Raw genomic sequence first — 26,835 nt, 5'->3', positions numbered from 1 at the left:
AAAAATCTCCATGGTAAAAAGGACTAAAAACAATCCAGTAGAAGGCACCTTGATAGGCTGCTTACTACTGGATTTAGTTTATCAAAATAAAATTGACAATTGAATACGTAGAATTTTTGACGCTTACCAAATTTATATCCAATTACGGCAAGTCTCGGTTTAATTCACTACCGCAGCTATGATCCTTCCGTGCATTGGAATTCTCTAATATGCTTTTTGAGTATAGCCTTTATACTGGTACTTTCATCTGTGCTCGTTTTGATTATGAAAAATAACATGGAATCAAACAAGATAAAAAAGCAAAAGACAAAGATTGTTCGCAAAAAAGGCTGGTGACTGAATTGAAAAGATTTATCTGGCCCGTAATTATAGAACTCTTCTCACTGCTGCGACATTCACACATAATTTTAAACCGCTTGGTTATCATTCACCGCTGTACCGGGCAATATAAGCTGCCGGAGATTCTTGAAGTGAGCGGCGCACACTCAACCAAGAAATGCCTGTTGAAACCGGCAAAAGTACAATCAATATGAACAGCCATTGTTTCCACGGCACTGCGAAACCAACCAGTCCAAATGCTTTATACATACCAACCGCAAATATGGAAGTCACCAACATACTTGCTATAAAAGCAAGCACCGCTGCTGTTACGGCTGTTATCAGTCCGTCAAAGGCAGCAATCATAGAAAGCTGCCGCGGTTCCGCGCCGGCCACGGACAGCAATGCCAGATCCAGTCCCCGCCCGTGAGTTGATATGAGATACCCTGCCAATACACCTGTTAATACCAGCAATAATGCTGGTCCAAGCAATGCAAGAATTCTAACGAATCCGGGTACTTCCCACTCGGCGGCAAGATTTCTCGGCATCATCACAAGTGTTGCTCTAAAAATCTGTGTCAGTCCTGTATATGACATCACTAAAATCATTCCGGCAACCAGCGGGATAACAGTAGACGTTGACCTGCGGGCACGAGACACTGCCTGCCCACACGCAATACGCCATGACGGTGAATGAAACGGAAGGATTGCTGTCCATGTACGGACAGTCCCTGCCAGGACAGCAGGGCCAGCAAAACAGATAGCTGCAACAAACAGGACAGCAGCCAACACGCAGCAATAAAACAGCGGAGATAATGTGGAAAAGGATAATTGTTGTATCTGTTCAATATCCACATGTTTTGTAATAAACATACCGCAGGTAATAACAGCAATGCTCCCTGCCAATGCAGCTAATGCCAATACACGTTTTGGAAGGCTTACTGTTTTGGGAGTGCTGGCTGCTTTGCGTAATGCCTCAACCGGGGAAACACGGGAAACTGTTCGAATTGTTAAAAATGCTCCTACCACTGCGACAACAAATCCGATACCTATACCATAACTCCAGGACAGTAACATACGAGAGATTCCAACAGCCGCATACGGAAGTCCGGGAGCTTCAAGTTGTACCGCAAAGAAAGAGAACAGTAAACGAGCCAGCTGCGGCGAAAGAAAAAGAGAAACCACGCTTGCTGACACATCCAGCAGCAGTACCTGCGCACATGTCCGCAAAATCAACTGCATTGGTGTGGCCCCCTGCAGGGAAAGCAGTGCCAAATCACCTCGACGTTGTTCAATGGAAGCCGATACCACCATCATGATAACCAGTACACCAGCAAACAATATTACGGGATAGGTCAATCCGCTCATGGAGCTCACAAACCATCCAGCTTTTTCGCCCCAAACTATATTCCCCCGTGAAGCTGCAGCATTTGACATCATAATCCGCATGGTAGGAATCAAAATCTGTACCACAGCCAGCAGTAAAAACACTCCGCCCCATACCACAGGAGCATCTTTGAAATCTTTTATTAAGCCGCGCATCAGATCCTCACCTGCCCTTCGTTGACAGATATAATTTGCCCATCACGCATTTGAATTACCCCATCGCATTGAGCTGCAACCTCAGGACTGTGTGTAACCATTACAACTGCATGATCAGATTGCGCCGCAATTTTCTTCAGTTCACTTACGACATGGGAAACTGATTCTGTGTCCAGTGCGCCAGTTGGCTCATCTGCAAAAATAACTTGCGGATTTGCAATCAAAACTCGTGCCAGTGCGACGCGCTGCTGTTCGCCTCCGGACAACAATGTCACATTCTTCTTCAGCAATTTAGAAATATTCAGCCTCTGCAATGTCTGCGAAGCGGCAGCACGAGGATATTTCCGGCCGCGTAATGTAAACGGCAGTTTAAGATTATCTTCTACTGTCATTGATGGCACCAAATTATAGGACTGAAACACAAATCCTAAATGGCTTCTACGAAACTTTGCCGATTGAGTGCGGCTCATCTTCGCAACATTTTCTTCCAATACCTGCACTGTGCCGGAGGATACCGGCTCCAAACCTGCCAGACAATACAGCAAGGTTGATTTACCTGAGCCGGACGGGCCAACGATACCCGTCATTTTGCCTGATGCAATGGAAAGATTAATATTACGAAGTACGGGAACTGTTTCGTCCTGCCTGACGTTAAAATCTTTACACAGATTTTCAGCTATAATTATTTTATCAGATAACATTTCTGTGTTACCTCCTTTTTTATTCTTTACTCCTGTAACTGTGAAAATAATAGCATAAAAAAGGAGGCACATTTAAAATGTGTCGCCAGATGTATCTATAGGAGAGCCAAATGTTAAATTGGAAGCATAATTTCCAAACGAAACAGCCCGCTTTCTGTTGTAATGGTCATGATGCCCCCGTTCTGTTCTACCTTATCCCGGATGCTTGGCAGACCAAATCCATGATTCAAACGGTCTTGCTTTGTTGTCTGTCCGGTATAGGGGAGATCAGCCATCATCGGATTTTCCATGGAGATCATGTAGTAGAAATCGCTTCTGCTGATGGAAAGCGAAATAAACCGATGTTTTTCATCGGAAACTTTTTGATTGGCCTCAATGGCATTATCCAACGCATTTGCAAAAATCGTACATATATCAAAAGCGGAAATTGATAAGGCTCTGCCAAACGCCCCAGACAGTTTAAATTTAATTTGTGCCCTTTGCATTGGAGGAACTTTTGCGTTCAAAATTGCATCCACATTATCATCACCTGTATGGAAAAGAGCTTTAGTCATGTTTTCCCAACTCCCCTGTACATGGCCCAGATATTCTTGAACCTTCAAAAGATTCCCTGTTTCGCAGAGCTGCTCAATCCGGGTGATATGGTGCTTTATATCGTGCCGGAATTTTCGGATGTCCTCCTGGTTTTTCTTGTACATCTCAAAATACTGCAATTCCTGTTCAATATACTGCTGATTACGCTGTTCCAACTGTTTAAAATAATCTGTCATTTTACTTTTCCAAAGTGAAATAAAATAAAGGACATCTGCAATAACAACTACCGCGGAAAAACAGGCCGAGATATAAAGCTGGATTCCGGTATTTTCAATCCTGTAATTTACCCACATAAACGGGTTCAAAAACATGGCTATCGTCCACAAGAGAAACGCAGGCAGAATTTCTATATAGCTAAAGAGTATTCTATGAGCATATTTGCGGTACTTATAGGCTGCTGCAATAATTACGCAATCCATTACAAGATTGCCGATTATCAAAGCGTAAAATGTAATTTCTCCACTTGAAATGATAGATTGTTTTATATCCATTGTTCCCGCAAGGAGTGCTGCACTGCTGGCGGGAAGACTTCTCAGCACCCATAGAAACGCGGCAATAACTATACTGTTTAATCGACGATCCGGTTCATTTACACCCGCAAGAATTACTATAAAAGCAAAGCAGCTTATACCATATGCGATGATAGCTTCATTTACCAGACACACGCATTCCAGTGTGATAAAAAATGCTGCCATTGCAATGTTCTTTTTGTCCGGTGGAATTTTGGGACTGACGAAAAGAAATACAAGTGCACCTGCCGATAACGTGTCAAATACGGCAGCTAATATTTCCAATACCACTAATGCAACTACCATCATATTACCTCGCTGTTCGTTTCATATAGGTATGAAACGCTTCGTCAAATTGCTTTTTTCTCAGTCTGCTAATCGGAATGGAATCTCCGTTTACCATAAGGACGTCGAGACTGTCAATAAATTTGATATATCGCAGATTGATTAAATAGCTGCGGTGTACCCTGTAAAAATCATTTGAACCTAAAAGATGTGTATAGAAATCAATTCTATTGCGGTCATAATAAGACTGTTTCTGCTGAACAATTTTTACGTTCTTGTCCTGTGCCTCAATATACAAAATATCCTTAACTTTTAAGACAGCCTCTTTGTCCTTGCTCTCCACATGAATTGTTTTTTGGTTCAGCAATTCCTTTTTTACCGCTGTGATCGCTTCAATCAACTTCTGGGGTTGAATCGGCTTGGTCAGAAAACGAAATGCCGATACTTCATAGCCAGTCATGGCAAATTCGTCATGGGAAGTGATGAACACAATATACATATCCGCTAAAAGTGCATGAACCTTTTTTGCAACTTGAATTCCATCAATGTCATCCATTTCTATGTCAAGAAAAAGCAGATCATAAGACATCCCCTGTTTTTCTATGGCCCTTATGAGCGTTTCCCCCGATGAATATTGTTCTGTGAGCAAATTAATATAGCGGTACGTCTTATTTATAAAATCAGATAATGATGACAATACAGCAACCTCATCATCACAAATCGCAATCCGCATAATTTGCACCGCCTTTTCATTTTCTATATCTTTTATATTATTATATACGGTTAACCGAATAGTATCAATAAATTATTACAGCGGATACCCCTGCTTGTTTAGCAATAGCATTTGCAATTCTCTTTGTATTACCTGATTTTGAATAATAACGCGCTTCAATATTCATAAAGTGCCCTATTTTCAGCTATTTATTTAACTATCAATAGTGCAAACCTACCAATAATCGACTTTATGACAATGCAGCCAGCAACTACAAAAAGCGCAATTTTAGGATCATAAAGTATGGGGATTTTCCATTTGAATATTTGTGTTGCTGTTGTAAGTAATGCGATTGTCCCAAAGATGTATCCCATGATGGTGAGCGGGTGAGCCGGTGCATTGCTGATAAATTTGCCGATTGTTGGCATAATCATGCACATTGCAAATCCAATTGCTCCCAAAGTAATAACAGCCGCTCTCGGCCCATTAATGAATAATATTTGTTTGCCAGATAGTCCTGCATAAACAATCAGGCTGGTTATAAACCACTCTGCCAGCAATATTCCAATTCCTTTCATTGTTTATCGCCCCTTAAATAGATTTTATTGAACATCGTAATATGTTTTTCTAAAAAAGATAAAGCTTCTTCATATTTTTCGGGCTGATTGTCATATTTTGATAACAGCAAATACAAAGGTGAATAAAACTGCAGGGCCATTATCATTGGGTCAGCATCAACATAAACTCCATCATTTATTAAATTAGTGAACACGCCTGATATATAATCTAAACCCTTGTCTATTATCAATTCCCTAAAAAACTTGCTTGCCTCCGAAGTTCTATACTGTTCCATTGTCAACATTCTACGCAGTTGCGAACCATACTCTGTTTTAAGATAGAACTGAAACATTGTAACGCTAATACGGAATAGTTCCTCCCTTACATCACTTTCTCCTGAGAGAATATTGGCCATGCTTTCAGGGGGAATAAAAGTAGAAACTTCTTCTTGATAACGACGCTCAATGTCTTTGAGAATTGAGTTGAAAATGTCTTGTTTTCCGCTATAATGCTTGTAAAGAGCGCTCTCCCGTATTCCGATTTCTTTTGATATGTCACGGATACCAACCCCATCATAACCTCTTTCAGAAAACAATTTTAGTGCAACTGTCAAAATAACTTCCTTTGTATCCCGTGTTTTGTTTTTTGGCATAATAACCTCCATCAATAAATATTGTGAGCAGTCGTTCACCATTATTATAGTGAACAGCTGCTCACTTGTCAAGAAAGGCTAGTCGGCCTTCTTCATTGACTGAGTTCAGTAATGTTTCTGTGCTTCAAAGATGTGATTAGGTAACAAGTCATTTAAACTAATGATTTTACTGCCTTTACTTTCATAATAGCGCAGCATTTCGTCAATTTTCCTTTTATCATAACTTGTAATGCAATCTGATAATACATTAACGCTATAATTTGCTTTGCGTAAGTTGTAACAGGTTGATTTAACACAAGCAACAGCATCTGCTCCTGTTATGTAGAAATCACATATTTCATTTTTACTAATAAAGTCTGTAAATTCTTCACTACTTAATGCGTTTCCTTTGTATTTTGTAAAAACATTTTTTGATACTATTTTCAAGTCTGAAGCTAATTCAGATCCATATGTATTGGGTTTAAAAGTCCTCGTGCCGGCTGATAAATTTTCATGCCTTATATAAATAACATGAATATTATTATTGACTGCCAAATCAATAGCTTTATTGATATTGTCAATAATACCCTTGTAATTCTTTGTTATGTCATTTTGAATATCAATTATTACTAAGGCTTTTTTCTGCATAGTGTCTCCTCCTGATAGGTAGATTGATTTGTTTACTTTTTTATTGTAACATGTAATTGTTGACAACATTATGGCAACAATCTATAATGATAAAAATAAATTTTGAAAGGCGGCTATCAGATGAAAGTTGACAGGCTTGTTAGCATTATTATGATACTCCTTGATAAAGAGCGTATAGGCGCACAGGAGTTAGCAGATATGTTTGAAGTTTCACCCCGCACAATCTACCGCGACATAGACACTATAAACATGGCGGGTATTCCTGTTCGCGGGACACCGGGAGTGGGCGGCGGCTTTGAAATCATGCAGAAATACAAGATTGATAGAAAGGTTTTTTCGACTGCCGACCTTTCCGCTATTTTGATGGGGCTTTCCAGTCTTTCTAACATGATACGAGGTGATGAACTGGTAAACACCCTTGCGAAAGTCAAGAGTTTTATCCCCGCCGATAGAGCGAAAGACATTGAATTAAAAGCAAATCAAATATATATAGATTTAAGTCCGTGGATGGACAACAGGAACATACAACCATATTTAGAAATTATCAAAACAGCTTTACAGGAAAGTAAGCTACTGACCTTTGAATATACAGACCGCTACGGAAATAAAACCGCACGAACAGCCGAGCCGTATCAGCTTGTATTGAAAAGTAGTCATTGGTATTGGCAAGGGTATTGCCATAAAAGAAATGATTTTCGCTTATTCAAACTATCCCGCACATCAAACCTACAAATACAAGAGGAATTTTTTACGCCACGAGATTATCAAAAACCGCAGTTAGATTTTACTGATATTTTGACAACTATGCAAACAAAAATCAAAATTCGTATTCATAAATCTGTCATGGACAGGGTACTTGATTATTGCACTTATGAACACTTTTTGCCAGACGGTGATGAGCATTACATTGTTAGTTTTCCTTTCATAGAGAACGAATACTACTACAATATTCTTTTCAGTTTTGGGGATAAATGCGAGTGTTTAGAGCCGTTACATATCCGCACAGAAATGAAGCGTAGAATACATGATATAGCTACCTTATACGAAAACTAGAACAAAGAGGCTTCTATTATGAGATTAAAATATAAATCTCATTATTTTAAACAGGATGATTTTCTAAAAAAGGTCATTTTTATTTGGGGATAAATATGATTTATCCTATAATGATGGTTTTCATGGTTTACTATCAAGAATGCTTGAAAAAGCAGATATTGATAAGCCTTTAACCATTCATCAACTTAGACATACCTTTGCCAGCAGAGCATTGAAAGCAGGTGTCAGTATCAGTGTTGTAAGTCAGTGGCTTGGTCATGCAGATATATCAACAACATATGACACCTACATTCATGTATTTAAAAAAGAGAAAGAAGAAGCATTAAAATTGCTCGAAGCGATGTAATATAAATTGATGTCAACCTTGACAGACACCACTAAAAAAGCTAGTATTTAAGCAGCAAAGATAAAAACACAGTTCCGGTTGGTAGTCCGGACGCAGCTTAAACTGTCAGTAACCTACCTCCTTGGTTGTCCGTTCTTTGCAAGGCAGACATAAAGGAGGAATATCTATGGACAAGGCTCTGTCAAAATTAACTGTATTTTTTGAAGAACCGTTCTGGGTAGGTGTTTGCGAATGCGAATACAAGGGAAAATATGAAGTTTGTAAAATCACTTTTGGTGCTGAACCCAGAGACTGCGAAATCTATGATTTTGTACTTAAAAACTGGAATAGGTTAAAATTCAGTCCATCCATTGAAGCAATAGGGCCTGATGAAAAACATACAAACCCCAAACGAATGCAGCGAACACTAAAAAGGCAATTGCAGAAAACAGGCATTGGTACAAAGGCACAGCAGGCATTGAAGCTTCAACGGGATCAATGCAGAATTGAACGTAAATCCCGCTCCCGCAAGCAACGTGAAGCAGAAAAGAAAAGACAATTTGAATTGAGACAGAAAAAGCATAGGGAAAAGCACAGAGGACGATAGAACTCTGTGCTTTCTTTTATGTTAAAATAGAGTCTAGATAATGAAATAAATTAAAAGGAGCATCAATATGGGAAAAAATAGATTGTATCATCCGTGGAAGTCCATACTGGTTATTTATCTGATATGTTTTGTATTGAGAGTATTTGAATACATGTTTATCCGCACTGATCAGAGTATTTTCGGTGAAGCATTCATACACAAACTGGCTGGTATCCTTGTGCTGGCATTTTCAATACGATATTTTTCATTCAGCTGGTCTCAAGTGGGTTTCACTGGCAGATCAGCAGTCAGAAATGCACTATATGGCTTCCTGCTTGGAGCAGCCGTATTTACAATTGCCTATGGTATTGAATTTTTTATGCAATTGTCAGGAGGTAACACCCCTTCACTGCAGATCTATGTAACCAGCTATGCCATTGATGGAAATCAAGGCAGACAAACCGGTTTGTTGTTTTTCACTTTTTGCATTATCGGGAATATTATAAATGTGGCCATGGAAGAAGGTATCTTCCGGGGTTTGTTCATCAAACTCTTCGAAATAAAATACTCCTTTGTCAAAGCTGCTGTTTTATCCTCTCTCCTATTTGGCATCTGGCATATAGCAGCTCCTGTGCGCAATCTACTGGACGGGAAAACCAGCATGAGCGGAACTGTCATGATTTCCCTTATACTTATTTTAACAACAGGAATTACAGGAATAAAATTCTGTCTGCTTACTAAAATTACAGGTTCACTCTGGATGTCTATGGCTGATCACTTCACAAATAATATAATCATCAACATTTTACATATGGCAACGGCCTCCGGCACAGATGAATTGCAAATGCTCCGCATTGCCATTGCCCAGACCATATCCTTCCTTGTTGTCCTATTTATCTACTGGAAAAGCAGAGCACATTATAAACAGACATTTCGTGTATAATGTACTTCAGAGATATGACGGTCTTTGAATAAAGATGAAAAAAACATCAATAGGATCATCAGTATTCATAAGCTTTATTTTTTCTTTTTACAAACCATATAACCAACAACAGTACAACAGCCATCCATGCACTAAAAAGCCATGTGTTTACATGTGAGCCGTAGTTGGGAAAAATACCTGTTGTCACATTTATCATGGTATGAAAAGCCAGACCTGTGAACAAACTTTTGCCACCATACATATAGGCATAGATCATTGCAGTTCTCATAAGAACATTTAAAATGCACATTCCAATAATCCATCCTGCGGGATGTGCCCAGCTCCAGGGAATGATATGCCAGACGGCCCACACTCCCCCGATAATTATACCTGCTTTAATTGGCCCATATTCTTTGGTCAGTGGTTCAGTCAGGATAGCTGTCCATCCAAATTCTTCAGGTATTGCTCCCAGAAAATAAAGAGCTATCATCAGCGGAATCTCTCTATAGGGAAACACTATTTCTGCCGGCAGCGGAAAAGGAAACACCCGCATTGTAAAATATGTTAACACCGTAACTAAAGGCATACATGCCAGACAAAAAATTATCCACCATCTGCTGGCCCTGTTTATATCGAAAATACTTTTAAACAAAAATGTAATTCTTTCTATTCCATTTTCTTTCCATGCATATATCAATGACAAGAAGAAAGGTACCATAATCATTAAAAAGCTGATTGGCAGGCCAAAAGGCAGCCCTTTAACCGGAAAGAATGCACCCCAGATATAAAACGGTACTGATAATATTAAAGTTGTCATCAAAAACATAAAATATTTTACATTTGATTTTATCATATATTACCTCACGCTTTATTTTTTCCATGTAGGAATTTTGAAAGATATATCGCATAAAATAAGGAAATAATCAAAATTACTATCAGCAAAGAGGATTGTGCACTGACTGATGCATTTGTAATAGTTCCGCCAATATTAAATACAATATGAAAAAAAATACCCGGCAGGATATTTTTTGTGACAGCCACAAGCAGTGCAAGAACAATGCCTATTACTATTGCGACACCAATCTGTGCTGCCAGCTCTACAGCAGCATATCCTCTAAACAAATTGACAACATGCCCTATACCAAAAGGTTATTCCGGAAATAAAAATGGCTTTATTCGCACCTGATTTGCAATATATACCTTGAAATAAAAATCCCCTGAACAGCACCTCTTCTACAAAACCCGTCCCTATCATTAAAAAGCAGGAAAGAACAATCATGATAATTGAAAGCGCAGGATTCAATCCTGCAAAAAAGATGTAATAATCATATCATCTCTTATAGGATTAAGCAATAATAAACCATGGCATAAAAAGATAGTTGACAGCAATAGCAGATTATGCTATATTAATGACTGATGTCAGTCATTAATTATTTGGAGGTGTTACTAATGGCAAGACAACCAAGCATCAAAAAAGAAGACCTGCTTTCCACCGCATTAGCTTTATTTCGTAAAAATGGTGTAGATCACACCAGCGTGAGCGATATCGTCAAAGAACTGCATATTGCACAGGGATCGTTTTACAACTATTTCCGATCAAAGGATGATATTTTTGCAGCAGTATTAGAACTGGTCACGGAAAATACTATAAAGGAGATGCGGAAAACACTGAATCGGACCGACATTAACCCGATCCAGAAACTTAATCTGCTGACCATACAGGATTTTCGCATGAACCGACATAACGATAGCCTTTTTGATGTTTTACACGAAAGCCGCTATACATCTGCCCACCTGCAGTATATCGTCAGCCGCATCAACAAACTCAAGCCCATTTATGCAGAACTGATTCGACAAGGCGTAAAAGAAGGATGCTTCACTACCTCTTACCCGGACGAAGCAGCACAGTTTCTGCTTACAGCCACCAAGTTTGTTTTCGATCCTGCGTTCTTTACTTACAATCGAGAAGAAATGCTTCGCATGGCGAGGGCTGTCGGTGATTTTTATGAACGGGTATTGGGTGCAGCATATAACATGCAGATGCTAAAGGAAATGGAACAAAATATTGCCACATACTGGGAGAGTGAATATCATGAAAATTAATATTGAAGACGAACAGATTTCTTTTCAAGTGCTACGTATGCTCAGTGAAGTATCTTCAGGGCAGGCTGATGTCAATGAAGTCCTCAATACAGCCCGGGTCATCCGGGAGGGTGATTACAACAGTTGGTATAGGGAATGGGCCAGTACAGCAGACCGGATGCGCCATACTGCCGAAGAATTCCTCGTTGGCCATCATTTCACGAGTGCCGCCGAAACATTTCTGCGGGCGTCCAATTATTATCGGGCTGCAGCTTTCTACCGCGGCGTTTTGATGACGGAAAACTGCAGTGCAGAAGCAAGTGACAAACTGGAGCAAATGGATGCACTTGCTCTGGACTGCTTTCAAAAAGTCATCCAATACGGAACAACCGTTATCCTGCCTATGGAAATTCCTTATGAAAAGACAAGTCTTCCGGCACTTTTTTACCCTGTTTCCAAAGGGGAAGACACAAAGACCGCACCCACATTGATCCTTCTCAACGGATATGACGGCACAAAAGAAGAAATGTACGGCATCGCACTAAAGGCCCTGAAGCGTGGGATGAACTGCCTATCATTTGAAGGCCCAGGTCAGGGTGAGATGATCCGCAGAAGAGAAATCCCATTCCGTCCAGATTGGGAAAATGTACTGTCACCCGTGGTGGATTTTCTAATTGGAAAGCTAGGCGTCAATTCCCAAAAAATCATTCTGTGGGGGCAAAGCATGGGAGGATATCTGGCGCCCCGAGCAGCCGCATTTGAACATAGATTGTCAGCTTGTGTCGCCAACAGCGGAGTTTATGATTTTATGGGTGAGCGCCGGCCCGAGGGTATGGAACGAGAAGAGTTTTTTCAAAACATCGCTACTACGCCAGAGACAAAAGTGGACACCATTATGAAAAAGCAGATGGCTCAAAGCGCTCAAGTCAATTGGGCACTTAGGCATGGAATGTATGTCTTCGGGGTCAAAAATCTCAAAGAATTCATGCTCAAGGCAAAACACTATTATCTGGGTAATGTAGTGCAGCAAATCGAGTGACCCACACTAATTGTGGACAGTGAAAATGAAACCAACTTTCCAGGCCAGGCAAAGCGGCTCTATGATCAGCTCCACTGCCCCAAGAAGTATCTGCTGTTTACTCGAGAGCAGGACGCAGCCGAACACTGTGAGGTAGGTGCCAAACTTTTTGCGAACAGCAGCATCTTCAACTGGATCGAGGAGACCCTCCAAAGCATATAAAAGCGATAAAGGCAGGTTTACATATGAATCTTACTGACGAAAATAAAGGCTTTATTTGCAGTGCATCGGCATCTGCTCTCTGGGGAATTCTGCCACTGTTCTGGAATCTCCTCAAGCAGGTACCTTTGGATCAAATACTAGCGCACAGAATTGTATGGGCACTTGCATTCATGGTGATTTATATCTCCTCAATTGGGAAAAAAGGCCAACTGCTCCGTAGTTTTTTACATCCAAAAAATATTGGCTTAGTTTTTCTGGCGACTCTTTTTAACTGCGCCAACTGGCTCATATATATATATGGGCGGTAAATTCTGGCCATGTAGTCGAAGCAAGCATGGGATATTTTATCAACCCGCTAATTGCGATTATGTTGGGCGTTACAATCTTTAAAGAAAAACTAAGCCCTATACAAAAAACAGCATTGGCCGTTGCGGCAACTGGTATCTTGATTCTGGTTGCTGCTTACGGAAAATTTCCGTGGATCTCCCTAATCTTAGCCGTCAGCTTCGCTCTCTACGGACTCATCAAGAAAATAGTTCCGCTGGACGCATCTGTGGGGCTAACGATGGAAATGATGCTGACCGCACCCTTTGCCATCGGTTATATCCTTTGGATACAATATGTTGGCGCAGGTGCCATCGGTAAAATTGACCTTTTGACGACGGCGTTATTGCTTAGTTCGGGAATTGTCACAGCTGTGCCGCTCTTACTGTTTACCGAAGGAGCAAAGCGAACCCGTCTCTCCATAGTAGGTTTTTTACAGTACATTTCCCCTACAATTAGTTTCCTGCTAGGAATTTTCGTTTTTCATGAAAAACTGTCATCCATCGATTGGATCAGCTACAGTTGCATCTGGACAGCCGTTCTTATGTTTGCCTTAGCAGGTATTTTACAACCTAAGTTCGCCCCATCAGCCTATAAACCAGGCTACAAAAAGTAAAAAAGAAACAAATTACTTTTTGCAGGAATAGTAGTAATCTGCTTACTCATTTCAAAACCTCCTTAACGCAAAAATACAGCATCCACTTGGACACTGCAAACTTAAAATAATATTTTAGAGAAGAGGACTGACCTATGTCAAAGAAAATTGAAATTCGATTGAATAGTGAGAGCGTACTAGCTGACTGTGCATATAACATTATCGTCGATAATCTTGATCCGCATAAGATTTATGAAATTAAGCAGGAATTGAAAAACTATTACTGTATTAATGTGCCAACGAACTTAGGTACAAATAATATTTGGGAATCGAAAATCTCAGTACAGGCCGACGAGTCTGGAAGAATTTCTCTAAAAGATAGCTGCGCAATTGATGGATCTTACAAAGGAATAGCTCAAATGGGCTTGTTTTACAATAGCCAGCCCAAAAATACAAAAAAGATCAAATTGCCTCAAAATCTGAAAAGTATTGCAAAAAACGATAAATTTCAAATTGTAATTTCAATCGTCGAACATGGAAAAGTAATTGCAGCAAACTCATTTCTCAGGTATTACCAATTGCCGACAATTGCATCAAAAGATATCGACTTAGGTGAAGCCTGCGGAAGAGTTTTCTTCGAGAAAAGACAATCACAGAAGCCGGCGATTATCGTTGTCAGTGGTAGCGACGGGCGTATAGAGAAAGCTCAAAATATCGCGCAGCTGTTTGCAAGTCATGGTTTTGTGGCCTTAGCGGTGGGTTACTTTGGGTTAACAGGCTTATCTAGAAATTTAGAGAAAATTCCGATTGAAATCATTGAACCAAGTGCTTCATATTTAGCATTACTACCGCAAGTTGACGAAAAAAGGATAGGTTTGTACGGGCGCTCAAAAGGGGCTGAACTGGCTTTGACTGCCGCAACATACTTCCAAAACATTAAGTGCGTAGTTGCAAATTCACCTTCGAATATTGTTTTAGAAGGCATGTGTGGGTGGAAACCTTCGCATTCGTCTTCATGGACATACCAAGGTAAAGAACTTCCTTTTAAGAAATTCCACATTGTACAATATTTGCTCACTAAAATTGCTAAGCGGCCTCCGTCAAACAATCCCAAAAATGCTGAAATAAGGATTGAAAAGTATAATGGTGCTCTGCTGTGCTTGGGAGCACAAGAGGATGAAATATGGGATAGCGCTGGTTCGATTGAGAAAATTTCAGCCAGAATTAAGCTCAGAAAACAGTCGGATAAAACTTTTACAGCAAAGATTTATAAAAACTGCGGGCATATATTGACCGTAGCAAATCAGCCAAATATCAGGTATAAGAAACACTATGCTTGGGAAGGAAGTTTACAGGATTCAATTGATTCTTGGGAGCAAACAATCAACTTTTTTCAGCAGAATCTGTAAAAAACAAGCTCATTTCTATATATGAGTTTCTGTACACTGTTCAAGTATGAAGATTGAATATGCCATTCTCTCTGTAGATATGAGGAAAGAAAGGGCTGAATAACCGCAGGGTTTGCAGTTCGTTTTTCATGGTTCATCTGTCCTTTCTTTTTGATTTTAGGCAACAAAAAAAGCGGCTGTGTCTTTCAGTTACAAAGAACATGTCCGCTTCAAAATTGCCCTGTAGAGTATTGGCTTTATTAAATTGTTTGCCGGACTGATTTTCCAGCTAAAAATGAGAAACACCTCGCTTTCTTGTTAAATAGCGAGGTGCATCTATGAAAAACGAGGGTCTTGAATTTTTCATTCAAAACCCTCGTCAGGCCGCATAAGCACTGGCTTTTCAGCCCTGCATCTATTTTGACCTAATCTTCTGGTGCGGATAACAGGACTTGAACCTGCATGAAATTTCTTTCACTAGAACCTGAATCTAGCGCGTCTGCCAGTTCCGCCATATCCGCATGGTCGATTTGTTACTCAAATAGTATATCACAATCAGAACCAGAAAACAATAGGAAAATAATCTACTTTTTTATTTCGCAACTATCTTGCAACAGCAGAATTTGAATATAGGTTAAATGCCACATTTCCCCCTGAGGTATACCCCTCTATATATACAGGATATTTAAAATCATTTCTGAATTTATAATCTATATTGCCATAATCCACTGTGGCATCCATTCCTTCTGCCACATAATGTACTGGAAGAGTATGATGTACCCTCTCCGTAGAAGTAAGTCCTGCTTTGTATACTGCGTTGTATAAAGTCGTAGACACCTGGCATATTCCTCCCCCCAGACCTGATTCTACCTTGTCACCAACAATGACCGGAGCAGCCTGATATCCTTTTGCAGCAGTTCTTTGTCCCACAACTCCATTAAAACTGAAAGTACTCCCAGGCATCAACACGTATCCGTTTATACTTTTTGTAGCAAGAGTTATATTATTTGCCCTTTGGCTGGAGGATATAGAACCATAGTTTGTACTAAAACTAGATATCAACGTATCCACTGTCTTAAGTTCATCCTCCTTTATTGAGGCCGGAATAGTCTCTAGATTTGCCTTTACAGTAGGATTTTGTCCTATACTTCCGTCTATTTTGGAAACCAATTCTTTTTCTAATTCCTCTTTTTTTAGTTTGACGCCATCTTGCTGTGGAATTACCTCAAACCCAATGTTTCCCATCTTCAAAGATGCATTCACGGGATCTGAATTGGTTTCATTTTCAATTTCACTTACTAAATTTTTTATCGGCTTTTCATCATAAAAAAACTTCAATTCATAATTTACAGCTTTGGGATTATTTAATAATTGATACTTTTTAAATATATTTTCATTTTTTCCATAAGAATATACCTGGTTAATCACTTCATCTACATTATAGGAAGGACTTATATTGGCATAAGATAATTCATATTTTTTATCTCCTGCCAATATGTTAATTTTCTTTTGTTGAATTTTATCAGAATATTCTCTTTTTATTATATCTCTGGCTTCTGATTTGGTTTTCCCGGATAGATCTGTGCCATTTACAGAAACTTTAGGATAAATCAAGTTATCCCAATATTTTATATCATTATAATGGTATACTATAAATCCACAACTCACACTTGAAAAAATAGCCAGAACACCTATGGCTAATATGACTAATTTTCCTTTTAAAGTCTTTTTTCTCTTTTTCAGCCGCTTTTTTTGATTCATTTCCATCACCTCTTTACTTTTACATAGTTATTATACTATAGTGTCAGTATTTTTTATATGTAAAATACTATTAATTTATTATACTATTTTTAAAATAAATCCAATTTTATGGTATCATAAAATTATATAAATATGTAGTACTACTGCAAATAATAAAGACGGAGGTAAAAATGCATGAAAGCCGAAATACTATGCGTGGGAACAGAAATTTTACTTGGAGATATAGTCAATACAAACGCCCAATTTATATCCAGACAACTGGCAAACTTAGGTATAGAAGTATTTCATCAGTCTGTAGTTGGAGATAATCCGGATAGACTTCTGGAGGAACTTGAAAATGGTTTTAAAAGATCAGACATTATAATTACAACAGGTGGACTTGGACCTACTCCAGATGACTTGACAAAAGAAACCGGGGCCAAATTTTTTAACAGAGAACTGATTCTGGATAAAAATTCACTGGAGAATTTAAAAGAGCATTTCAGTAAAATGGGTAGATCTTACTCAAAGGGAAACAATATAAAACAGGCTTATTTCCCAAAGGGATCTAAAATACTGCCTAATCCTCACGGTACTGCCCCTGGCTGTGCCATTGAAGAAAACGGGAAAATAATGATAATACTCCCCGGGCCTCCAAAAGAAGTTGCACCTATGTTCAACAATTATGTGAAACCTTTTTTGAAAAAATACAGCAGTAAAATAATAAAATCAAAAACACTCAGGTTATGTGGAATAGGAGAAGGCGTCATGGCCGAAATGGCATCGGATATCATAAAAAATAGCACTAACCCAACTGTAGCTCCCTATGCCAAAGAAGAAGACACAATACTCAGAATTACTGCCGAGGCCTCTACGGAAGATGACGCTTTAAAACTCATAAATCCTGTGGAAATACAACTGAAAAAAATATTTGGAATAAACATTTATGGTGAAGATGATATAAAAATGGAAGAAGTACTGGGTAAAATGCTCACAGATAAAAAATTCACCATATCTTCTGCTGAATCCTGTACTGGAGGAATGATAGCAGCAAAACTTGTAAATTATCCGGGCATATCTGAAGTATTTAAGGAAGGCGCTGTTACATACAGCAATGAGGCTAAGATCAACAGACTTGGTGTCAAAAAGACCACTCTCGATAAATATGGTGCCGTAAGTTACGAAACAGCCAGAGAAATGGCTGAAGGTATAGCTAAGACATCCAACACAGACATAGGCATATCCACTACCGGAATTGCAGGTCCCGGCGGTGGCTCCACGGAAAAACCTGTAGGTCTGGTATATATGGGACTTTACATCAAAGGCAGAGTTCAGGCAAAAAAATTCCAGTATTTCGGGAGCAGAAACACTGTAAGAAAAAGAGCTACCATGAGTGCCCTGGACTGGGTACGAAGGGAAATCCTAAGTATATAGATGTTTTAAGTTTAGTTTAAAATATTATTTATCAAAGGGTATAACACTTTCAACAGCATTATACCCTTTTTTCGTATGCTGAATTTCATAGGTCAGTTTTTCTTGATTTTATGTTCCTCATAATCTTCAGGATGATTGAAATACTGGCAGTAGGGAGCTACAGGACAATGCTCGCAGTCAGGTTTTCTTGATTTGCATATCTTCCTTCCATGCCATATGAGGTAGTGATGGGAATCACTCCAAAGGTGTTTGGGTATATTCTTCATAAGCTCCATCTCAACTTTTTGAGGGGTATTTCCTCTGGCTATTCCCAACCTGTTGGATACCCGAAATACGTGGGTATCGACTGCAATAGCAGGCACTCCAAAAGCATTGGACAATACTACATCTGCAGTTTTCCTGCCCACTCCAGGTAATTTAATTAATTCTTTCAAAGTATCAGGTACACTTCCCTGGTATTTTTCTACAATCGCCCTGCTTGTTTCCAATATATGCTTGCTTTTGTTCCTAAAAAAGCCACAGCTTTTTATTTTTTCTCCCAATTCCTCTTCCGTAAGCGAGATCATTTTCTCGGGAGTATTAAATTCCTTATACAACTCACTGGTAACCTTGTTCACCCTAACATCCGTACACTGAGCCGAAAGCATGGTGGCTACCAACAATTCATAAGGGGAATTGAATTTCAATGCGCATGTTGCTTCTGGATATGTTTCACTTAATATCTTCAATATTTTAACTACATCTTGTTTATTCAATTATTATCACCTTCATTAAAACTTATATATACCTCTGTATTTTTCAGGCAGAAGTTCTGCTATTTCATGCATAAAAAAATTAATTATCCTGGTTTCATATTCATGTTTTTCTTCATCTTTATTTTTTTTAGGTATATCCAATTGTGCCCCTATGTTTACCACCACGTCTGCATGATGAAAGCTCTCCAGTGCCATGCCCTTATCATTTATAGGTAAAAGCTTTTCAGTCCCCCATATTCCTACAGGAACCACCCTTGCCCTGGATAACCTCTGTATAAGCACTACACCTTTTTTCCCTTCATTCATGCTGGATGTTCTACTCCTGGTACCTTCAGGAAATATAAGTATATTTTTTCCCTTTTTAATCGTCTTTATTATACTTGAAATGGCTCCCTTATCTGCAGAATTTGGTTTTATAACTATAGTCTTCGTTATGCTCATTCCTAGTTTGGTAAGGCAATCATCATTAAGTTTCATGCCTGCCACGAAAGTTAGATCCTCTTTTTCAAGCACATGTCCAAGCACCAGTGCATCTGAATTGCTTAAATGATTACATATAAATATAATAGGCCTGTCAATTTCATCTAAATGTTCTATCCCTTTGACTTCTATGTTGGCATATTTGTTTACATAACTATTTAGTATCTTTCTAGAAATATATACTGTGACTCTTTCAGGAAGAAATCCTATTAACCTGGCCATCCATGGAGAAATCATAAATAAAGCCACCTTTCCTTTCCAAATATGATACAATTTAATAATTCCTCTATATAAATTATAATTTCAAAAAGCGTAAAAGTCTATCATAATAATTTTTTATATAAGGAGATCTTATACTTTTTATGCTGACGTCTTCATCCAGCATAAGTGCATTTATTATACCATTTCTCTGGATGACATTTCTACCTCTCCATCCGCAGGAAGTATTGGCATATTTTTTCCCAAATGTAGATTTATCCATATTTACAATTTCATTCAAATCCACTTTTTCCATAAAATCAAAAGCTCTAAGATCTTCTATGCCGGAATACAATACATCCTGATTATAAGGACAAACTTTTTGACAGGTATCGCATCCAAATAATCTTCCCTTAAACTTTGTGAACCATTTGTCCTCTATATGTTTTCTCTGGGTGATATAGGACATGCATCTGTTAGAATCCTTATATCCACAGATGGCCCCGGTAGGACATGCAATCTGGCATAAACTGCAGCTACTGCATTGGGTTTTAACAGGTACATCACCTTCTATATTCATATCAGTTATTATCTCGCCTAGAAATACATAAGAACCATATTTTTCCGTAATTAGCATATTGTTTTTTCCTATAAATCCTATGCCGCTTTGAAATGCTATATACCTCTCAGGCAAGGAATTACTGTCCACAAAATATCTGGTTTTTCCTCCAAGGCTTTCTATAAAATTACATACTTTTTTTAAGTAGGTTTCTGCCACTTTATGATAATCTCTGCCTCTGGTATACAGTGAAAATTCCACACCTGAGCTTTCTCTTACCTTTTCAAACAAATAGGGAAAGGCAATAGATATTATTGTCTTTCCCCCGTCTATATATTCACAAGAATTAATTCTCTTTTTAATATCTTTTTCTTCAAATTCATTTTCCAGCAAATTTTGTTTTCTAAACCAGAGATATTCCTCCAGCTCAGTATATACTCTGCAGCTGCTAAAGCCCACAGTATCCAGACCTATTTCACGGCAATACTCCAATATTTCCACTTTGTAGTCCAATATTTCACCCGCTCTTATAGAAATTTTATATCACCATTTCATTATATATCTTTTTTCTATCTCCTGCATAATCTTTTATTTCTATGACAGGTGCGCTTTTTTTATATATAATTCTCACAGGTACTCCCACTGCAGTACAATTAGAAGGTACATCCTTCAAAACCACTGCATTAGCTCCTATTTTCACATTGTCACCTACAACTATAGGTCCCAATATTTTTGCTCCGCTTCCTATGAAAACATTATTTCCAATAGTAGGATGCCTCTTTCCTGTATCCTTTCCTGTCCCGCCAAGAGTTACTCCATGATACAATGTTACATTGTCCCCTACTTCTGCAGTTTCTCCTATCACAACTCCCATTCCATGGTCAATAAACAATCCCTTGCCTATTTTAGCTCCAGGATGAATCTCTATACCAGTTAACATTCTGGATATTTGTGATATGAACCTAGCAATAAAAAAGCATTTTTTTCTATAGAAAAAATGTGATATTCTATAATGAATCAAGGCATGTATGAATGGATATACCAAAAACACTTCTACTGGATTTCTAGCCGCCGGATCATTTTTCATAGCATTTTTAATATCATAAGCCAGCAATTTAAATGGATTTCTCATTATCATATCACCCCCTTATAACCTTTGTTTCACTGTTTATTCTAATTCTATCCCCATGAAAAACTGTGGAAAGTATAAAAATCTATTACATCAATCATACAATCCCATGGATAGATACTTTTCTCCTCCATCTGGTGCTACAGTAGCCACTTTCTTTCCTTTTCCAAGCTTTTTAGCCACCTGAATGGCTGCTGCTATATTAGCTCCTGAAGATATTCCAACTAATACTCCTTCTTCTTTTCCCATAAGCCTGGCATACTTAAATGCCACTTCATCCGTTATGGTAATAATGTCATCTACAAATTCCGTCTTATATATGTCCGGTACAAATCCTGCGCCTATGCCCTGTATTTTGTGGGGACCCGGCTGGCCGCCTGATAAAACCGGTGAAGATGCAGGTTCCACTGCAATTACCTTGGTGTTCTTATTGTGCTTTTTCAAATTTTCTCCTACTCCTATTAATGTCCCACCAGTACCAACACCAGCTACAAATGCATCCACATTCTTCAAATCATTTAATATTTCTTCAGCTGTAGTAGCATAGTGCTTCTGAGGATTGGCTATATTCACAAACTGCTGGGGTATATAGTAATCTTTCTTACCCTTGACAATTTCATAAGCTTTTTCTATGGCACCCTTCATTCCTTTAGTTCCATCTGTTAGAACCAATTCAGCTCCATAGGCCTTTATCATATTTCTTCTCTCTATACTCATAGTTTCCGGCATGACAATAATTACTTTATATCCTTTTAACTTTCCTATCATGGCAAGAGCAATACCCGTGTTTCCACTAGTGGGTTCAACTATGGTACCCCCTGGTCCTATAAGATTTTCTCTTTCTGCCCTTTCAACCATTCCAAGAGCAGCTCTATCCTTGATACTTCCTCCTGGATTGTACTTTTCAAGTTTGATATATATGTCAGCTGAATTTTCTTCCCTAAAATTGTCCAGCTTAAACAAAGGTGTATTCCCTATCATATCTATGGCATTATTAAATATCATTATTTTCCTCCCACCAATTCTTTATATAATTTTTTATTCATCTCAATGATTTTAATATTTATTTTGACGTCAAAAAAACTCCCTCTCTACACTTTAATTATAGAGACGAAGTCGATCCTCCGTGGTCCCACTCTTTTTGGTTTCTAAAAACCCACTCACAATCGGACACAGCGCTATGTCCTATCACTGTAACGGGTGAACCCGATGCAGCCTACTACTAATTCGGCTCATAACTCCAAAGAGCACTTCACTTAAACTCCGTAAAAAAACTTCTCAGCATACAGTTTTCTCTCTGTAAAACTTCATTTAAGCTACTTTTCTTTTTCAAAGTATTTCTGAGTAATCTACTATGATTTCTAATATATATTATACAACTACCTTGATTTTTGTCAATATTTTTTTGATCTATTTAATATGTAGCGGTGGGATAAATGAAATATTCAGTTTATTCAGTTGATTTTGCCATCTATATATACTATAATATATGTAAATAATTACTATTGATTAATAATAATTAATATTATATACATTAAACATATTCAAAGGAGGATCCAATGTCAACTTATAAATTTATGGAAAAGATCAACGAGAGCAGTAATGAAAATTCTGAAAATAAGCCATCTTCATCTACAAAAAAATGGAAATGTCTTGTATGTGGAATAATAATTGAAGGTGATGAACCACCTAAAACCTGTCCAGTATGCGGTGCTGATGCCAGTCAATTCATAGAGGTATCTGAAAAAGTTCCTTCAAATTTTAGTACAGATAAGGATGAACGTTTCGTAATAATCGGAAATGGTGCTGCTGGTTACTATGCTGCCAATTCTATAAGAGATAGAAACAAAAGCTGCAGTATAGTTATCATATCCGCTGAAAATCTTCCAACCTACTACAGACCTGAACTTTCAGATTATCTCTTAAAGCCCACACTACGCAAGGATTTCTATCTCTGTAATGAAAAGTGGTACAAAGACAACAACATAGAACTTCTTTTAGGCTGCAGTGCCAAAAATATTGACACAAGATCAAAAAAAGTAACTATAGATACAGGCCGTGAATTATCCTATGACAAACTTATACTTGCAAATGGAAGTTCCAGCTTTATAATTCCAATAAAAGGGATAGACAAAAAAGGTGTTTTTTCTTTAAAATACAAATCAGATGCAGAAAATATAAAAAACTACATGTCAAAATCTAAAAATGCGGTTATAATCGGAGGAGGTCTGCTGGGGCTCGAAGCTGCCTGGTCAATTAAAAATTCCGGATTGAATGTTACCGTAGTGGAATTTTCAGACAGACTTCTTTCCCGTCAACTTGATTCGGAAGGCGCTGTTCTATTCAAAGAAGCCGTGGATAAATCAGGAGTGGAAACAATACTTGGTGATTCTGCAGAAGAAATACTAGGTGAAGAAAAAGTTTCCAGCCTGCGATTAAAGAGTGGAAAAATCATAAAAACTGACATGGTATTATTTTCTACAGGAATACGTCCAAACAAGCAATTGGTAGAAAACACGGATATAAAAACCAACAGGGGCATAATAGTAAATGACAAAATGGAAACTTCCGCAGAGAACATATATGCCTGCGGAGATATCTGCGAGTATAATGGAAGAGTGTACGGCAATTGGCCTGCCTCTGAAAAAATGGGTAAAATTGCTGGAGCCAATGCTGCAGGAGATGAAGTACATTTTTCAGACTTCGTATCTTCTTCCATATTCACTTCCATGAACACAGAATTGTTTTCCTGTGGCACAATTTCACCTGACCTTCAAACACTCTCTTTAAGAGATCCTTTAAAGAAGGAGTATCAAAAATTATTCTTCGAAAACAATAAATTGACAGGCGGAATATTAATAGGAAACACCAAAAAAGCGGGAAAAATCATCCAGAACATTCAGGCCTCAAAAACCATGCAGGATATAATAAAAGAAAATTTCTTTCTTTAACCCTTTCAGGTGAAAAAAGCAGCTGAACTGATGAATATTCAGTCAGTTTGCTTTTTTTCATGTTTGAATAGTACTGCGTTAACCTCTCCCCCCAGTATTACTATGACGGATAATATAAACAGCCAGGTGAGAAGAGCTATTGCAGCTCCTATACTTCCATAAATTATAGAATAATTGACAAAATTATTGACATAAAATGCAAAAATCATGGATACTATTACAATGCTTATGGTCGAAAATACCGCTCCTGGAATCACTTCCTTCCATACAAGTTTTACACTGGGAGCATAGATGTACACTGCAGAAAAAATAAATACCGTGGATACAAATATGATCACATATCTAAATATATCCCACACAAGGTTAAATTCCCTGGAAAACCCTAAATTGGAAGCTATCAAACTTCCAATCATTTCCCCAAACACCAGAAATAATATGGTAAACACTATTATAGTCATTATTCCCAAAGTACACAACATGGATACACCATATATTTTAAATATGGATCTATGTTCATGTCGATTATAGGCTTTATTCAGCCCCTTTATCACTGCGTGGAATCCACCGGAAGAAGCCCATATTGCAAAGATCAAGCTCAAGTATATCAACTGTGTATTCTTAGTGATTTCACTCCTGAATGCAGTATTTTTCACCAATTCCAATACATTTTTAGGCAGTATATACCCCAATACTGCAAGTATGTCACTATTACTTATATCGCTGTATCCCACAAGATTGATAATAAATATGAGAAAAGGAAAAAAAGAAAATATTAAACTATAAGCAAGTTGAGAAGAAAGTGCAAGTACATCATCTTCCATGAAGCTCACGGCAAGCTCTTTTAGGTTATATCTATCTTTTTTCTCCAACTAAATCCCACCTTTTCACTCTTTAATCTTCACCCTATTGAAGCTAAATGGTCAAATCCTATCCGGGTCCAGAAATCCCCCGATTGCATGATCCCATTATAAATAATATGCCGTATATCTATTAATATTATAATTTTCCCATTTAATTATCAAATTATAAATTCCTATTGAACTTGTTCTTTAAAAGAATTAAACTTATTTATGAAAAGATTTATCCCAATGGGTAGATTCTACTTGAATTTAAGAATCACTTCATATGAAACAAAATTTTTCATAAATAAAATAGAAAGGAGGAATATAGTTGAAAAAATTTATAAAAAAATTTGTACTATTTTGTGGAATTTATATGCTTGTTCAAGGATTCCATTATACCAATGTATTGGCAGCAAATAATGTGGACGAGCTTTCCTCAAAGTCCGATATCACAAGCAGCACCGATTTACATAGTACTTCTCCCACTTCTACAGATAATAATAAAGATAAGCCATCTGAACAAAATGAAGAAGCTAAAAACACTAAAACTGCAGATGATTTAAATTCAGCTGGAAATTCATCCGGGGAAAAATCTTCCTCCTTAGATAATGTATCCAAAGAAGACTCTGATTCCACACAAAATTTATCCAACGAGAATAAAAAATATTACGAAGGCAACAGCGAAACTACAACTTCACAGACTTTAGTTAAAACCGATATTCCCGTTAATAAAAGCTGGAAAATAAAATTCAATGAACCAGTGGATATAGACTCATTAAAGGATGAAATAAAGGTAATGGATAAAAATGATACGAAAATCTCCACAGTACTGTCTTCAGATGATTACAATAAATCAGTTATTGTAACAACTGCAGTTAATTATGATTACGATTCTGATTATACTCTAATCATAGGGGGCAATATAGTATCTCTATATGGAAGGGGACTCAAAAATGCTACTATGGTGGAATTTAAAACAGTTCCCTCCATAGTATCTATTGATGATATAAATACATCTATAAATCAGGAAGACAACTACAGCTTACCTGTAAAATTATCTGCCAAAATGTCAGATGATTCCACAAGATCCGTAGATGTCTCCTGGGATGGAACCCTGAGCAACACCAGCATACCTGGAACTTATGTTTTTAACGGCACTGTAGATGGATATTACAAGACAGTTATCCTGCAATTGACTATAAATCCCTTTGTACCTGTTCAGTCCATATCAAACGATTATAGGACTCAGTCATCAATAGGTACAAGCCTTTATAATTATCTTATGAATTATGACAACAGGCAGTCCGTACTGGAAAGTGCCATTGAACTTCACGGCGGTGATACAAGCAACAACTGTGTATATTTCGCCAGTGAAGCCCTTAGAAGAGTAGGGCTTGGCGTTCCAACCTATGTGGCAAACACTCTCACCCTTACATCTGTACTGGAAAGCATGGGCTGGAAAATTGGCTATGATTTATCTCTGCTTCTTCCCGGTGACATATGTTTTACCACAAGTTACGGATATGGTCCAACTCACACATATACCTTCATGAAATGGGCAGATCCAAACAGCTTTGACTACGCATATATATGTGATAATCAAGGTTATGATTATGGAGGAAACGCGTACCACATGAGAAATATAGATTTTGCAACTGAACAAAAGGATGCATTATCCTATTTCATGTATTTAGCTTAAAGCAATCAAAAAAGAATCTGTGATTTCACAGATTC

28 protein-coding genes, 1 tRNA gene, 1 pseudogene and 1 other annotated feature are annotated in these 26,835 nt (G+C 38.0%); of the genes and pseudogenes, 12 read left to right on the top strand and 18 right to left on the bottom strand.

What is annotated here, in order from left to right; genetic code table 11:
* Positions 1 to 423: 423 nt before the first annotated feature.
* The 7 genes from CLLU_RS01610 to CLLU_RS01580 form a co-directional block, all read right to left on the bottom strand.
* On the bottom strand, positions 424 to 1,860 hold the full coding sequence (locus tag CLLU_RS01610; protein ID WP_106007822.1) for an FtsX-like permease family protein: 1,437 nt from the start codon (positions 1,858 to 1,860) through the stop codon (positions 424 to 426).
* Positions 1,860 to 2,561 carry an ABC transporter ATP-binding protein gene (locus CLLU_RS01605; RefSeq protein ID WP_106007821.1) on the bottom strand — a complete coding sequence of 234 codons (702 nt, stop codon included), beginning with the start codon at positions 2,559 to 2,561 and terminating at the stop codon, positions 1,860 to 1,862. Before CLLU_RS01605 ends, CLLU_RS01610 begins: the two co-directional genes overlap by 1 nt.
* A gap of 113 nt (positions 2,562 to 2,674) precedes the next feature.
* Positions 2,675 to 3,970 (bottom strand): sensor histidine kinase, encoded by a 1,296-nt coding sequence (locus tag CLLU_RS01600; RefSeq protein ID WP_158255868.1) that lies wholly within the window; start codon positions 3,968 to 3,970, stop codon positions 2,675 to 2,677.
* A gap of 4 nt (positions 3,971 to 3,974) precedes the next feature.
* Positions 3,975 to 4,682: a LytR/AlgR family response regulator transcription factor gene (locus tag CLLU_RS01595; RefSeq protein ID WP_106007819.1), complete on the bottom strand. Its 708-nt coding sequence runs from the start codon at positions 4,680 to 4,682 to the stop codon at positions 3,975 to 3,977.
* A gap of 188 nt (positions 4,683 to 4,870) precedes the next feature.
* On the bottom strand, positions 4,871 to 5,239 hold the full coding sequence (locus CLLU_RS01590; RefSeq protein ID WP_106007818.1) for a hypothetical protein: 369 nt from the start codon (positions 5,237 to 5,239) through the stop codon (positions 4,871 to 4,873).
* The gene (locus CLLU_RS01585) at positions 5,236 to 5,871 is read right to left on the bottom strand and encodes a TetR/AcrR family transcriptional regulator (RefSeq protein ID WP_106007817.1); all 636 of its coding nucleotides are present in this window, start codon (positions 5,869 to 5,871) and stop codon (positions 5,236 to 5,238) included. The genes CLLU_RS01590 and CLLU_RS01585 overlap by 4 nt, the downstream gene beginning before the upstream one ends.
* A 105-nt stretch (positions 5,872 to 5,976) precedes the next feature.
* The gene (locus CLLU_RS01580; protein WP_106007816.1) at positions 5,977 to 6,498 is read right to left on the bottom strand and encodes a cysteine hydrolase family protein; all 522 of its coding nucleotides are present in this window, start codon (positions 6,496 to 6,498) and stop codon (positions 5,977 to 5,979) included.
* A gap of 120 nt (positions 6,499 to 6,618) precedes the next feature.
* On the opposite strand from CLLU_RS01580, the gene CLLU_RS01575 reads away from it, so the two are divergent.
* The 4 genes and pseudogenes from CLLU_RS01575 (at position 6,619) to CLLU_RS01560 (ending at position 9,405) form a co-directional block, all read left to right on the top strand.
* Positions 6,619 to 7,551 (top strand): helix-turn-helix transcriptional regulator, encoded by a 933-nt coding sequence (locus tag CLLU_RS01575; protein WP_106007815.1) that lies wholly within the window; start codon positions 6,619 to 6,621, stop codon positions 7,549 to 7,551.
* A 127-nt stretch (positions 7,552 to 7,678) separates the two neighbouring features.
* Positions 7,679 to 7,897: pseudogene (locus tag CLLU_RS01570) on the top strand (tyrosine-type recombinase/integrase); the annotation flags it as partial.
* 166 nt (positions 7,898 to 8,063) lie between these two features.
* Positions 8,064 to 8,483 carry a YjdF family protein gene (locus CLLU_RS01565; RefSeq protein ID WP_106007813.1) on the top strand — a complete coding sequence of 140 codons (420 nt, stop codon included), beginning with the start codon at positions 8,064 to 8,066 and terminating at the stop codon, positions 8,481 to 8,483.
* A gap of 67 nt (positions 8,484 to 8,550) precedes the next feature.
* Entirely contained in the window at positions 8,551 to 9,405 is an 855-nt protein-coding gene (locus CLLU_RS01560; RefSeq protein WP_106007812.1) for a CPBP family intramembrane glutamic endopeptidase, read from the top strand.
* Positions 9,406 to 9,463: 58 nt separating this feature from the next.
* On the opposite strand, the gene CLLU_RS01555 is transcribed toward CLLU_RS01560, so the two are convergent.
* The 3 genes from CLLU_RS01555 to CLLU_RS19500 are packed head-to-tail and all read right to left on the bottom strand — an operon-like array spanning position 9,464 to position 10,663.
* Positions 9,464 to 10,237, bottom strand: a complete 774-nt coding sequence (locus CLLU_RS01555) for a CPBP family glutamic-type intramembrane protease (protein WP_106007811.1) — start codon at positions 10,235 to 10,237, stop codon at positions 9,464 to 9,466.
* 8 nt (positions 10,238 to 10,245) lie between these two features.
* Positions 10,246 to 10,524, bottom strand: a complete 279-nt coding sequence (locus CLLU_RS01550; RefSeq protein WP_146127583.1) for a CPBP family glutamic-type intramembrane protease — start codon at positions 10,522 to 10,524, stop codon at positions 10,246 to 10,248.
* Positions 10,499 to 10,663 (bottom strand): CPBP family glutamic-type intramembrane protease, encoded by a 165-nt coding sequence (locus tag CLLU_RS19500; RefSeq protein WP_106007809.1) that lies wholly within the window; start codon positions 10,661 to 10,663, stop codon positions 10,499 to 10,501. Before CLLU_RS19500 ends, CLLU_RS01550 begins: the two co-directional genes overlap by 26 nt.
* A 170-nt stretch (positions 10,664 to 10,833) precedes the next feature.
* Between CLLU_RS19500 and CLLU_RS01540 the strand changes: the two genes are divergently transcribed.
* From CLLU_RS01540 to CLLU_RS01520, 5 genes are all read left to right on the top strand, one after another.
* The gene (locus CLLU_RS01540; RefSeq protein ID WP_158255867.1) at positions 10,834 to 11,487 is read left to right on the top strand and encodes a TetR/AcrR family transcriptional regulator; all 654 of its coding nucleotides are present in this window, start codon (positions 10,834 to 10,836) and stop codon (positions 11,485 to 11,487) included.
* Positions 11,477 to 12,505 (top strand): alpha/beta hydrolase family protein, encoded by a 1,029-nt coding sequence (locus CLLU_RS01535; RefSeq protein ID WP_106007807.1) that lies wholly within the window; start codon positions 11,477 to 11,479, stop codon positions 12,503 to 12,505. The genes CLLU_RS01540 and CLLU_RS01535 overlap by 11 nt, the downstream gene beginning before the upstream one ends.
* Positions 12,506 to 12,729: 224 nt before the next feature.
* Positions 12,730 to 13,014 carry an EamA family transporter gene (locus CLLU_RS01530; protein WP_106007806.1) on the top strand — a complete coding sequence of 95 codons (285 nt, stop codon included), beginning with the start codon at positions 12,730 to 12,732 and terminating at the stop codon, positions 13,012 to 13,014.
* 26 nt (positions 13,015 to 13,040) lie between these two features.
* A complete protein-coding gene (gene rarD / locus CLLU_RS01525; protein WP_242977450.1) occupies positions 13,041 to 13,646 on the top strand; it encodes an EamA family transporter RarD in 606 nt (201 codons plus the stop codon).
* A 134-nt stretch (positions 13,647 to 13,780) separates the two neighbouring features.
* On the top strand, positions 13,781 to 15,034 hold the full coding sequence (locus CLLU_RS01520) for an acyl-CoA thioester hydrolase/BAAT C-terminal domain-containing protein (RefSeq protein ID WP_106007804.1): 1,254 nt from the start codon (positions 13,781 to 13,783) through the stop codon (positions 15,032 to 15,034).
* Between the two features lie 413 nt (positions 15,035 to 15,447).
* Here the strand turns inward: CLLU_RS01520 and CLLU_RS01515 are convergent.
* Positions 15,448 to 15,534, bottom strand: a tRNA-Leu gene (locus tag CLLU_RS01515).
* Between the two features lie 82 nt (positions 15,535 to 15,616).
* Positions 15,617 to 16,780 (bottom strand): VanW family protein, encoded by a 1,164-nt coding sequence (locus CLLU_RS01510; protein ID WP_207655926.1) that lies wholly within the window; start codon positions 16,778 to 16,780, stop codon positions 15,617 to 15,619.
* Positions 16,781 to 16,948: 168 nt separating this feature from the next.
* Here CLLU_RS01510 and CLLU_RS01505 point away from each other — a divergent pair, with 168 nt between their 5' ends.
* Positions 16,949 to 18,187: a competence/damage-inducible protein A gene (locus CLLU_RS01505; RefSeq protein WP_106007802.1), complete on the top strand. Its 1,239-nt coding sequence runs from the start codon at positions 16,949 to 16,951 to the stop codon at positions 18,185 to 18,187.
* 92 nt (positions 18,188 to 18,279) lie between these two features.
* Here the strand turns inward: CLLU_RS01505 and nth are convergent, their stop codons facing one another.
* From nth to cysK, 5 genes are all read right to left on the bottom strand, one after another.
* Positions 18,280 to 18,942 (bottom strand): endonuclease III, encoded by a 663-nt coding sequence (gene nth / locus CLLU_RS01500; protein ID WP_106007801.1) that lies wholly within the window; start codon positions 18,940 to 18,942, stop codon positions 18,280 to 18,282.
* 15 nt (positions 18,943 to 18,957) lie between these two features.
* Positions 18,958 to 19,659: a lysophospholipid acyltransferase family protein gene (locus CLLU_RS01495; protein WP_106007800.1), complete on the bottom strand. Its 702-nt coding sequence runs from the start codon at positions 19,657 to 19,659 to the stop codon at positions 18,958 to 18,960.
* Positions 19,660 to 19,717: 58 nt separating this feature from the next.
* Complete coding sequence (gene queG, locus CLLU_RS01490; protein ID WP_106007799.1) at positions 19,718 to 20,692, bottom strand: tRNA epoxyqueuosine(34) reductase QueG; 975 nt, start codon at positions 20,690 to 20,692, stop codon at positions 19,718 to 19,720.
* A 25-nt stretch (positions 20,693 to 20,717) separates the two neighbouring features.
* Positions 20,718 to 21,311, bottom strand: coding sequence for a serine O-acetyltransferase EpsC (gene epsC, locus CLLU_RS01485; RefSeq protein WP_106007798.1), 594 nt, complete (start codon positions 21,309 to 21,311; stop codon positions 20,718 to 20,720).
* A 90-nt stretch (positions 21,312 to 21,401) separates the two neighbouring features.
* Positions 21,402 to 22,313, bottom strand: coding sequence for a cysteine synthase A (gene cysK, locus CLLU_RS01480; RefSeq protein WP_106007797.1), 912 nt, complete (start codon positions 22,311 to 22,313; stop codon positions 21,402 to 21,404).
* Between the two features lie 98 nt (positions 22,314 to 22,411).
* Positions 22,412 to 22,650, bottom strand: a binding site (T-box leader).
* A 217-nt stretch (positions 22,651 to 22,867) separates the two neighbouring features.
* On the opposite strand from cysK, the gene CLLU_RS01475 reads away from it, so the two are divergent.
* Positions 22,868 to 24,259: an FAD-dependent oxidoreductase gene (locus CLLU_RS01475; RefSeq protein ID WP_242977449.1), complete on the top strand. Its 1,392-nt coding sequence runs from the start codon at positions 22,868 to 22,870 to the stop codon at positions 24,257 to 24,259.
* Positions 24,260 to 24,297: 38 nt separating this feature from the next.
* Here CLLU_RS01475 and CLLU_RS01470 read toward each other — a convergent pair whose 3' ends face one another.
* The gene (locus tag CLLU_RS01470) at positions 24,298 to 25,128 is read right to left on the bottom strand and encodes a YihY/virulence factor BrkB family protein (protein WP_273336293.1); all 831 of its coding nucleotides are present in this window, start codon (positions 25,126 to 25,128) and stop codon (positions 24,298 to 24,300) included.
* A 301-nt stretch (positions 25,129 to 25,429) separates the two neighbouring features.
* On the opposite strand from CLLU_RS01470, the gene CLLU_RS01465 reads away from it, so the two are divergent.
* Positions 25,430 to 26,800 (top strand): Ig-like domain-containing protein, encoded by a 1,371-nt coding sequence (locus CLLU_RS01465; protein WP_106007796.1) that lies wholly within the window; start codon positions 25,430 to 25,432, stop codon positions 26,798 to 26,800.
* Positions 26,801 to 26,835: the final 35 nt, after the last annotated feature.

This window comes from Clostridium luticellarii (assembly GCF_002995845.1).
Lineage (GTDB): Bacteria > Bacillota > Clostridia > Clostridiales > Clostridiaceae > Clostridium_B > Clostridium_B luticellarii.
The sequence above is the reverse complement of the archived record's forward strand: the minus strand, read 5'-3'. Positions and strand labels throughout refer to the sequence as shown.